At 61.7% G+C, this 10,515-nt stretch carries 6 protein-coding genes; all 6 read left to right on the top strand.

The genetic code is table 11. From position 1 onward, the window contains the following. The first annotated feature begins 2,374 nt into the window (after positions 1-2,374). The 6 genes from SGJ19_20195 (at position 2,375) to SGJ19_20170 (ending at position 10,122) form a co-directional block, all read left to right on the top strand. Complete coding sequence (locus SGJ19_20195) at positions 2,375-3,388, top strand: DUF2235 domain-containing protein (GenBank protein ID MDZ4782574.1); 1,014 nt, start codon at positions 2,375-2,377, stop codon at positions 3,386-3,388. 167 nt (positions 3,389-3,555) lie between these two features. Continuing rightward, the gene (locus SGJ19_20190; GenBank protein ID MDZ4782573.1) at positions 3,556-4,731 is read left to right on the top strand and encodes a helix-hairpin-helix domain-containing protein; all 1,176 of its coding nucleotides are present in this window, start codon (positions 3,556-3,558) and stop codon (positions 4,729-4,731) included. A 26-nt stretch (positions 4,732-4,757) separates the two neighbouring features. Further along, complete coding sequence (locus SGJ19_20185; GenBank protein MDZ4782572.1) at positions 4,758-5,726, top strand: hypothetical protein; 969 nt, start codon at positions 4,758-4,760, stop codon at positions 5,724-5,726. 146 nt (positions 5,727-5,872) lie between these two features. Beyond that, positions 5,873-6,265 (top strand): hypothetical protein, encoded by a 393-nt coding sequence (locus tag SGJ19_20180; protein ID MDZ4782571.1) that lies wholly within the window; start codon positions 5,873-5,875, stop codon positions 6,263-6,265. Between the two features lie 16 nt (positions 6,266-6,281). Further along, the gene (locus SGJ19_20175; protein ID MDZ4782570.1) at positions 6,282-8,087 is read left to right on the top strand and encodes a hypothetical protein; all 1,806 of its coding nucleotides are present in this window, start codon (positions 6,282-6,284) and stop codon (positions 8,085-8,087) included. Further along, complete coding sequence (locus tag SGJ19_20170; GenBank protein ID MDZ4782569.1) at positions 8,065-10,122, top strand: hypothetical protein; 2,058 nt, start codon at positions 8,065-8,067, stop codon at positions 10,120-10,122. The genes SGJ19_20175 and SGJ19_20170 overlap by 23 nt, the downstream gene beginning before the upstream one ends. Positions 10,123-10,515 lie beyond the last annotated feature (393 nt).

Here is a 10,515-nt window from a genome sequence, read left to right as displayed (position 1 = left end):
GTCCGTGTGATGCGTCTACCCTCGCGAGCGGTGGAGACGCCAGGAAGCACGAGGACGGTTCTCTCGGGCCGGTGGGGGTGACCTCGCCGGCCCCTTCGTGCCCCCATGGCAGCGGCATTGCCGCCGTCGCACTCGGGCGACCATCAGTGGCGTACCGCCTGGGTGGGAACGCTCGATCGTCCTATGCGCCCCGCAACAATCAATGCCATTACGATCCTCTACGGGCTTAAGAGCCCCGCGCTACAGTTCAGTCAGCCGTGAGGTAGCCGCTCTCTCGCTTTGTCTAGGATACCCCTTCGACCTCCCGCTGATTCCGACCTTCAAGATCTTCATTGTGTGCAGAAGAGTCTGCTGTCGCCGCTTCATTCGAGCTTGTGGATACAACAAATGTGGGAGCGCAGCGCTGGCAGCAGGTACAGTGCTTACAGCAAGTGCAGCAAGAGCAGTGAACGCAGTTGGTGGTACAGCGGGGGGCAGCGGACGCAGCGGATATATGTTCGCAATACTTTGTGTCTCTGACCATGACTTCAGAGCGGATAAGGCTGTCAATTTCTTCGCGGAAGCTTTTATCGAACAGCGCTGCATTATCAGCCCACCACAGCCGACACCTTGCGCTGCGCAACGATGAAGACAGTTCCCTCTTCGTGCCTTTCCAGTTGTCGGGCCGGGTCACTCGCATAAGCGTTCGCAAGTAGAGGGCCTGCGTCGCGAAGAATAGCTCCTGCATTATTAGCGTGTATCTCAGGTGTTGCACCTGGGACATTTGTTCGTACGGGGGCCCATCTAGAAAAAGAGCGGCGCTATTCTCGTGCGTTATGAGCAGTTGCCGAAAGCGGCTGAATGCTTCAACTGTCGCCTTTCGCTCAACGAGCTTTAGAGCGCTGTAGGCCATCACTAGTGCGACTGCCGACACTATGGCAGATACGGCGGTTGCGCCTACGCGAACCGACTCAATATCATAAATTGCATTTAACTGCATGGGCGGTCTACCAAACGGTGTAAATCGTCTGCATAGAAATGGCTAGTGTTGAAATTGTGGTTGCTTTTGCCACATAGAGCAGGCATTGCTGCCTATGGAATGTGCGGCCAGCTTCTCGCGAGAGGCGTTGCTGACCACTTCTGTCATCGCACCCTAACTGCAGGCACCAAGAGCTTCTCGACGAGGAGGTGCACGACTCCGCCCAAGCGTTACCCACTCCGCCTTGACCGCTAGAAATCCCGCAGCCCGCGCGTTCAGCGCGAACATGTGGATCCAGAGCGAAGTGGTTGGATTCGCTAGGCCCTGGACAACGAATCCGGGTATGTCCCGCATCGATCGCGCCGCGGAGCGTGGTGCGAACAGTCGCCGGCGTCGTGGGATCGACCGGGGCGTAGTACCCGGCGGGGGCTTGGGCGAGCACCGGGGCGGCCAGTGCTGCGACAAGGACGGGGTGGAGCATTGGATCAAGGCTACTCGGAGGTGAGCGGGTCGTGGTACCTACCCGACGGGGTGAGACGGAGGCTTGGCGCTGGTTGGAGGAGAGAACGGAGCGTGCCGATGGGCCGCAAGGGCGAACGCTCGGCACGGCCGAACCCCCGCATCAGGTTGCGGCCGAGGGGTTCGAGCTGCCCGATCTCGTGGCGGTCGCGAGCAGCCTCGTTCCATGCGCGCGGGTCGGGACGCCGGTCCCACCACGGACGGTCCCAGTGCGTTTGTCGTCCCGGCTTGCCCTTACTGTTCGGCATGAATCTATTGCACACGGCAACCCCGCCAGGGATAGGACCGAATTCAGGAAGTGGTGTGGTCGCAGTGCGTTAGCAGGAAACTGCATTGGGCTAAGCCCGGTATGGCCAAGACCCTGCGACCATTAAGACAGATACATCGGCGGTCGAGGCTCGCGCTGACGTTCTACCATGAGGCATCCCATCCACCGGCTTCATCCGCAGTGTCCTCCGAGTAATCTCCGGCGCACCCCTGGCTCTAGCCTTGTCCCAGAAGCGGGAAATGTGCAGCTCAGCGAAAACTAGAAATTCCGGAGATTTCACCCCCGTCGGGTCGAATCACTCGGATTCCCACGAGATTCGAAGTCCACGATTGCGCCCAGGCCGAGCCACCCAGGCGCATACCCGTACCGGCTCACACTTAAGCGACTGTTTCGAGGCACCTCCCCATGCCTAAGTCGATCAAGCTCGCCAGACTAGGCGATGTCACCGCCGGTCGTACTGCGCGTCGTGCGTCGGCGGACAGGCGTGATGTGGTGCTAGTGCTCCGAGCGGGGGTAATCGATGCCCGAGGAGGCGCGACGTCCAGCCAGGCGGTGCGCACGCGCACCACTACGCCTTTGCGCTGGCGTAGAACGATCCGGTCAAAGCCAGGAGCGCGGAGCTGACGTTGGTGAAGAACCTCGTCGTGTGCTGCGATGGAACCGCGAACGGTCTCACGCGAAACCGCACGAACGTGATTCGGATGTGGCTAAGCGTGGAGCGCGACCCCGATCAGATCGCCTACTACGACCCTGGTGTTGGAACGCTGGGTTCTCCTGGAGGCTTGACGAAGCTGCGGCGCCGGCTGGATCGCGCGATCGACATGGCGACGGGCACGAGCCTGCGCCAGAACGTGCTCGAAGCGTACGAATTCCTAATGGAGACCTACGAGCAGGGGGATCGGCTCTTCCTCTTCGGCTTCAGCCGCGGCGCCTACACCGCGCGCGTCTTGGCTGGGATCCTCGACATGTTCGGGCTGATGCCCAAGGGCTCGAAGAACCTGCTCCCGTACGTGTGGCAGATCTACAGCAACGATGAACAGGATGTGGGCTCAATCGGCAAGCGCTTCGAGCTCGCAAACGCGCTGAAGCGCTTGAATCGCAAGCCTACGGTCCAATTCCTCGGCGTGTGGGACACGGTCAGCTCGTGGGGTTGGTTCTTCAACTTCAAGTCCCTTCCCCGGACCGCGTACTACGAGCACGTGGAGCAGATCTGCCACGCAGTCGCGCTCGACGAACGCCGAGCTGCATTTCGTCAGAACCGCTTCAGAGCTCGAAGCCAGGGGCTGCTCGAGGTGTGGTTCCCGGGAGTCCACTCCGACGTGGGCGGCGGATACACCGAGGCCGAAGGCGGGCTCGCGAAGGCCGCGTTCGCCTGGATGGTCTTGCAGGCGAAAACCCAAGGGCTGCGGTTCAACGAGAAGACTCTGCAAGAACTCCTTGGCGGCGAATCGAGTCGCCAGCCGCACCGCTCGTTGCGGGGACTGTGGTGGATCCTGGAGTACTTCCCGCGGCGCACGTGGAAGGCGACTGACGATGGGCGTGGCAGGCATGTCTGGCGGCTCAATCAAGGTCGACCACGGTTCGTTCCGCCGGACGCGAAGCGCCACGAGGAACCCGTGTCCTTAGAGAGGGTCTCGGCATGAAAGTGTGTCTTGCTCTGCTTGTCTTGGTGCTCATGTCGGCATGTCGCTCCGAACGTTGGCGGCCTGAGCACGCTCCCAGTTCGTCCTCGGCTTTCGAGGCCCGCGCTCCCGCCGCAGCATCCGCTGCGGCGGCTATGGCCGCGCCTGCGCCCATCGCGGGGCCTCTGATGCGCGTGCACTTCATTGATGTCGGGCAAGGTGCAGCGACGCTCTTCGAGTTCCCCTGCGGAGCAGTCCTTGTTGACACCGGCTGCGAGAGCAACGGGATGTTCGACAGCACTGAGCAGTTGAACCTCTACCTGGAGGAGTTCTTCGCCGAGCGGCCTGACCTCGATGGTCAACTCACGTCGCTCGTGATCACGCACCCCCACATCGACCACACGCGCGGCGTGAGGGTCGTGCGTGACCGCTTCGCACCGAAGAACGTCCTCACGAACGGCCAGACGAACGGCTCCGGTGGAGCGCAGCAGAAGATGCTGCACCGCTATGCGGCAGACCACGAAGGAGATGTCGGCTTCAAGACGATCTGGCTCGACGACATCCCGGCGCTAGGGCTGACGAGCGAGGTCATCGATCCGCTCGACTGCGCGGACGGCATCGATCCAAAGGTCACCGTGATGTGGGGGCAGGTGCGCACGAACCCGGGTTGGGGCGCTAGCGCCTTCAAGAACCCGAACAACCACTCGCTCGTCGTGCGCATCGACTTCGGGGAGGCCTCGGTGCTGGTCACGGGTGACCTCGAAAGCGAAGCGATCCAAGACCTCGTCGCGCGCTACCAGGGGACGGACCTTCTCAACGTGGACATCTACCAGGTCGGCCACCACGGCTCGGACAACGGCACGACGGACGAGCTGATCGCGGCCGTCACGCCCGAGTGCGCGGTCGTGTGCATGGGTCCGAATGAACGAGAAGCCATGTGGACGGCCTGGGCCTACGGCCATCCCCGCGCGGGGATCATCGATGCGCTACAAGCGGGCGTCAGCGGGACCCGGCAGGGAGTCGACGTCCAAGTCGCGAGCGGCGTCTCGATCTTCCAAACCCGACACTTGACTCACGCCATCCACGGCACCGGCTGGGATGGGACGGTCGTGATGGAGGCGGGAGTCGACGGGCGCTTCCAGATGATCGCGCCCCAGCAGACGATTGCGCTCATTAACGTGAACACCGCCCCAGCCCAGGAACTCGAAGCGCTCCCGGGGATCGGACCCGCGAAGGCCCGGGCGATCGTCGAAGACCGCGCGATGCTCGGTCCCTACGCCTCGCTCGCCGAGCTTACTCGGGTGCGGGGGATTGGACCGGCGACTGTCGAAGTGCTGCGTAACAGCGCCACGGTGGGGAACTAAACGTGGTGGCTGGGATCTCCAATCCTTTGGGCTGGCTGACCAGACTCTGGCCCGGCATGAACGGGAAGGCCCGGCCAGAGGATCCCGAGCTCGATCGAAGCCTTCGGCTTTGGACGATCGAGCTTGTCTCTCTCAAGGCGGATCACGAGCTCGCGCAGCGCCTTAAGAACGGCAACGGCGGTTGGTCGCTCGACGATCTGCGCGAGATGCAGTGGACGCTGGTATCGCTATGGCCGATTGGGCGCTTGCGCTTTGAGGCGTGCCGCCTTCGTGACGAGTACCGGCTGCTGGTCGGCGAGAGCGAATACGCGCGCTATCTCGGGAACAGCCCGTTGGACCTGTCCAAGCTGCCTGATACGGCGTTGCACGCGAACTTCGAGCTCGAGGTCCGTCACGACGCTACCGGTCTCTTGTCGGAGATCCACAGGCTTCGGGCACGCAGCGCTGCCTACGAAGAAGCGCGCAGCAAGATCCTCGTCAACATCGCCCGCGCCCTGAGCGTGCTCGTCGTCGCAGCGATCACCTATCTTGCGCTGATCAGCCAAGCCGGGGTGAATCCTCCGCGCTACGACACGAACAACGTCCCGATGATCCCGGTAGTTCTCTTCACCGGCATGGTCGGTGGCTTCATGAGCCTTTGGAGGCGGCTGCACCAGTTGCCCCAGCTCTCCGATCCCTTGCTCGATCGTGTGCTCACGAAAAGCGGCCGGAAGACGCTGTATCTTGCACCCATCTTCGGTGCGATCGGAGCTTCTCTACTCTACATCACCTTCGCGGGTGGTCTTGTGCAGGGGGCATTGTTCCCACAGATGTACATGCCGGTCGCCTCCGCGGAGCCACTGACGTTCCTTCAGTTTGCCGACCAGTGCGTTCCTCTTGCCGGCATCGATCACGCCAAACTGATCGTGTGGTCGTTTGCCGCGGGGTTCTCCGAACGACTGTGGGTAGACACGCTGGACGAGATCGCCGCACGGAGGGAATCCAAGCAGTCATGACGGGCTAACTCGGGCGGACGGTGATGTCCGCGTGCAACGGGAGTCCCATCACTTCGCCGCGCCTCATCGACGCTGCCCGCGACTCGCCCGCGTATCCACGCTCCGTCGATTCGCACCACTACATCCATTCCCCTGGAACACTCGAGATGATGCTACGCAAGACAACCATCATTCCCACAGACGATGCCGACCTCGCGCAGAAATTGATGCGGCACCTGATCTTCGAAGAGGCGCACGTGCTGATGGTCGTGCTGGGCGACGATGCACTGGCGGAGCAGACAGTCAGGCGCGCCGACAAGCTTACCGGCTCGCTGGTCGAGCCGCGCTGGATCGCATGGCTGCGCAAGCCCGAGTTGGTGCAGAATCTCCTCAACGAGTTGAAGGTAACCGAGGCTCAGCGCGACAAGCTGCGAGGCGCAATCGCGTGTACGCTTTCGTTCAATGATGTCGTCTGCGACATTGTCCCAGCCGCGCCGAAGCCGGACATGTTCCGATTGCGCGACGCTTTCAAAGCAGCGGAGGACAGCCTCGATGCCTGAGGTCCGAGCATTTCGTTTGGTGATCGTAGCAGTGTGTGTTCTCGCCGCGGCGCTGGCGGGTGGCTGCCGCTCAACGCAAAAGCCAAACGCCACATCACTGATCCAGCTCGAGGAGCACGATCTGGACGGAGGCCGGGCTCAGGTCCCAGATCGACTCGGGATCGTCGACATCAACAGCAAGCTCGCCGTGACGCTCGACGTGCCCGGGATGGCGGAGACTCTGCGGCACACGGTCGGCCCAGGCGGTCCGAGCCGCGTGACCCTGGCCGAGCTGAAGAACATCACAACGGCACTGCAGAAGGCGAGCGACCGGCTGCCGAACATCCGAGACGCGCTGAAGCAATGGGATGCCTCGAACAAGGCGGACATCGACAATAGAGCACTTGGTGAAGCATTCGGCAAGTTCGGCGCCGAAATGGACCCGATCGACAGCGTGGTGCGAGGGTCTCCGGAGCTGCGGACAGCGTTCGATCGACGCGTGGAAGAAGTCGTCGATGCGGATCCCAACGCCTCGCAAACCGAGCAGGATCGAATTGTCCTCGAGCTGGTCAACGATTGGCTACAGGGTCGTCGCGCCGAAGTCGAACAGCAGGCAGCTCAAAGCGGCGGCTACCTGCGCCTTGGCGCTTGGCTCGACCGCGACGGAGAGCGTAGCCCAGTTCACCTGCCTGGCTTCGATACCGTGCCCGAGGGCGAGTTCTATGAGGTGGAGCGCTGGAAGATCGCCTTGACCGCGGACCAGCGCGCACAGCTTGAGCAGCGAAGGGCGGAGGCGCGAGCGATCAACGCCCCCAACGGCGATTCCAAAGTGCTCTTCGATCGTTGGGCAGTGCGAGTACGCGCGCAGGTGCAGGAGCTGCTCAGCACCTGCATCGAGGAGTTCCAGACCCGGACCGACACCTTCGCAAGCTCGCAGGCCCCCGCACTTGCCGCGGCTCTCCGCCTGAATGGGGAGACCAAAGACATCGTGCGCCTCGCCAATCGCCTGCGCGAGAAGTATGGCCAGGTCAAGCTCCCTGGCCTCACCGCTGAAGGCTGGTTGGACCTCCTGCATGGGCTGCACGAAGACTTCGAGGAGCTGGTTACACAGTGGCGCGAGCTGCGCGCCGCGTTCAAGGACTTCAGGGCCGCGGCTGCCGATGTGCCGCAAGCCGCAAAGGCCGCGTTCGACGAGCTCGTCGCGGGCGAGTGCATCACCGCCATCGACAGTCGGCTGCAAGCCATGGCCCAGGAGCTTGGGGTCGCACGCGCGTCGGCGGATGTGGAGGAGTTCAGCGACGCCGTGTTGAAGCTCGATCTCCTGGCGGTACCAAATAGCACCGAGCTCGACCTGCGAAGGACTGGCCTGCGCGAAGCCGGCGACCAGGTACTGATGCGCATGGCCGTGGGGAAACGCACGCAAGACGGTGCGAAGCCAGCCGAGCAGACCGTGGCGACGCGCGAACTCGACCTGCAGCGAGTGCTGCCCCACCTGGAGACTACCGTGGGACTGATCTTTGCGAACCCCGATGGCTCAAGCGAGCTGTCGTCCGACTTCCAGGCTGCTCCAGCCTACAGCATACTCTACAAGGAGGGGTCGCGATCGAGCCGCCTCCGGAACGCGCTATTTGACTGGGGCGTCGGCCTCAACGTAGCGGCGCTTGATTTCGACAAGGACGACACGCCGGAGCTCGGATTCGGGGTCGTCGCCGCGGCGTTGCGGAATCACGTGCAGGTCGGGTACGGGTACAACCCGTTCGAGGACAAAGGGTACTGGTTCTTCTCGATCAGCTTGCCGTTCCAGACGTGGAGCCTCGGCGGTGAAAGCGACAGCGGCAAATGAGCACGACACGGGGCAGCACATGATGGGGACAGCAGACCACGACAAAGACAAAGCAGCACAGCCTGCGAACAGTCGAGGCGCGGAAGGCAAGATCCTCGTCTTCGTAATCGGCGGGATCGGTGGCGTGAAGCGCTATCATTCGCTACACCGGGTCATCGAAGGCTATTGCCAATTGGTTAAGGCGGAAACGCCTTCAATCGCAAACTTGATGGCCGGGGCACGCGGGTTCCGGCTGCGCGACGGCCGCGAATTGGAGTTTCACCAGTTGTTCTGGGGCGACATTGCGCAGGACAGAATCGCTGCTGCTTCGACATCCACGAGCTGTTGGCTTGGCAGGCTCCCGGTCAGAGTGGAAGATGCCTACCGCAGGCAGTGGCGCCTGTTCGAAACGGGGAACCCCGCTCCGCCGTTGCCGATGGAGCACCTCGAGCGGGCCGCTGAAGACCTGCAGGCTGCCATTCGACTCCTTTCGATGGCTTTGGTTCAGTTCCGGGACGATCGCGAAGAGATGCTGGAGGCTGTGAGGGGCTTCTTCGCGACGTACGAAACCCATGTGGGCCTTGAAGAGCATCGTGTCGAGAGTCCCCGCAAGTCGCATCGACGCGGGCGTTACCGTTACGCTTACGCCTCGAAGTTGTCGGGCGGAAGCATGCCGGCAGATCGGCCCATAAGAATCCAGCAGCGGATTTTTGACGAATTCCACAGGCTGATAGCCTTGAAAAAGAATGCGGGTGCACGAGTTCACATCATCGCTCATTCATTAGGGTCTGTTATGGCCCTGCGGCTGTGCGTGGACGTGGAAACTCTCGAGCCTGCTCTTTTCGACCGCATAGCCTCCCTTCACGTTCTTGGATCCCCACTTGAGCTCTTTGTTCTCTGCCATCCGCAAACGCTCGGAGTACGCGGTCTCCAAGCACTGTACGAGCAGCACAACAACCGTGACGGCGCAAAGGAGCGGCCAATAGGCGCGCCACTTCCCGAGCCGCGTCACGCAATCACGATCCATGACTACGTAGAACTTAGTGATCCCGTTGCCTCAGAGTTGAGGCTTACCTTCAAGCTGCTTCATGCGGAGCGCCCCGGCCGATTCCGCGCGGGATCTGCAATGCGTTATGTCAGCAAGCAGCTTCCCGTCTTCTCCCACACAAGCTATTGGACCGAGCAACTCGTCATCGATGCCGTGTTCTCCAAGATCGTCGATGCAGCCCCCGCTGTCGACGGAGCACTGCACGTGAGCGAAGAGCCGCTGCGCGATAAGGATGAAGGTAAACCTCAGAAGGAAACGTGGCTGAAGCGCCTCCGTTGGTGGGTGACGGGGACCGTTGAGCTGCTCCAAGATCTGTTGCTCGCGAATCGCTTGCAGTCCTTCGTGCTGCTCTTCATCATGATCCTCTCTTGTGTATGTGCCGGCGTTGGCGGATTGGCGTTAGCCAAGGCCCGCGCATTCGAAAATCGTTCCGCAGAAGAGTTTGCCTCCTTGGTTGTTCACTCTGTTTTGCTGTCGATGTCGTTTTTCTCGGCATTCTTGGCCAGCGGGTGCTTTCGGTATTTCAAGAATGTCAACGCGCGGAGATTCGGCCTCGCATCAACGATCGTAAGCATATTGCTCGTATCGCTACTCCTCTACAAGTATTTGAGCGCTTCTGCGATAGAGATCAATAACACGGAGAACAAAGTACTCGCTATTCTGTTGTTCGTCTGTCCCATCCTAGTCGTGGCAATGTCGTTCATTTCGAATCGCAAGCGGGGAATGGCAGTCAACTTACTGCTGTTGGCTGCAACCTTCGGCGCGTTCGTCGTCTTGATCGAAGGCCGCGCTGCTATAGTGGCCAACCGACAAATGGACGTCGGTGGCACGATCGTGCTCGTTGCCGTGGGGCTTTCGAGCGCGGTGGGAGGCGTCCTGTTGGCGCGCTTCCTGGTCATTTGGGTCGCGTTCGTACGTGGCCGTGAGCACATTGAACATCTTGCCCTGAGACTGAAAGTGATCCCTGACGGCGGGCGATCCGTGCATCGTACACCTGCACTGCGTTGAAAGAGCTCCTCAGCGCGCTGTGAACAGCATCCGAAGTGCTTGAAGCTTGGCTCCGTCATTGGCGAATCTCGCGCACCTTAGAGCACCGTTCAGAAAGAGGGAAAGGGACGGCCGGGGCCTGCCGATGGACTCTGTAGATCCCCAATACCTGCTTGGGGACCTCCGTGGCCGCACCGCTTCTGGACGACGAACTTTGGCGAACGATCGTAAGCGTCCGGAGGCGTTTCGCAGCGCGCGCTGGCGAGGTCGGGGTGGAGCTGGCAGATCGCGCGTGTCGGCAGATCGCGCGCCGCAGTGCGTTCAGGCCGCGGATTGCGGGCCGAACAGCAGCTTCCAGCGATCCGGCGTCAGCTCGTCGACGCGGCTGGCCGGATGCGTGGCGACGCGCACGAG

This window comes from Planctomycetia bacterium (assembly GCA_034440135.1).
Lineage (GTDB): Bacteria > Planctomycetota > Planctomycetia > Pirellulales > JALHLM01 > JALHLM01.
Note: the sequence above shows the minus strand (reverse complement) of the source record. Positions and strands in the feature narration are given on the sequence as shown.

What these genes read in the sequence shown, in the direction of transcription:
- SGJ19_20190 (MDZ4782573.1), top strand. Translation starts at nt 3,556, where the DNA reads ATGCGCGTGCACTTCATTGATGTCGGGCAAGGTGCAGCGACGCTCTTC.
- SGJ19_20180 (MDZ4782571.1), top strand. Translation starts at nt 5,873, where the DNA reads ATGATGCTACGCAAGACAACCATCATTCCCACAGACGATGCCGACCTC.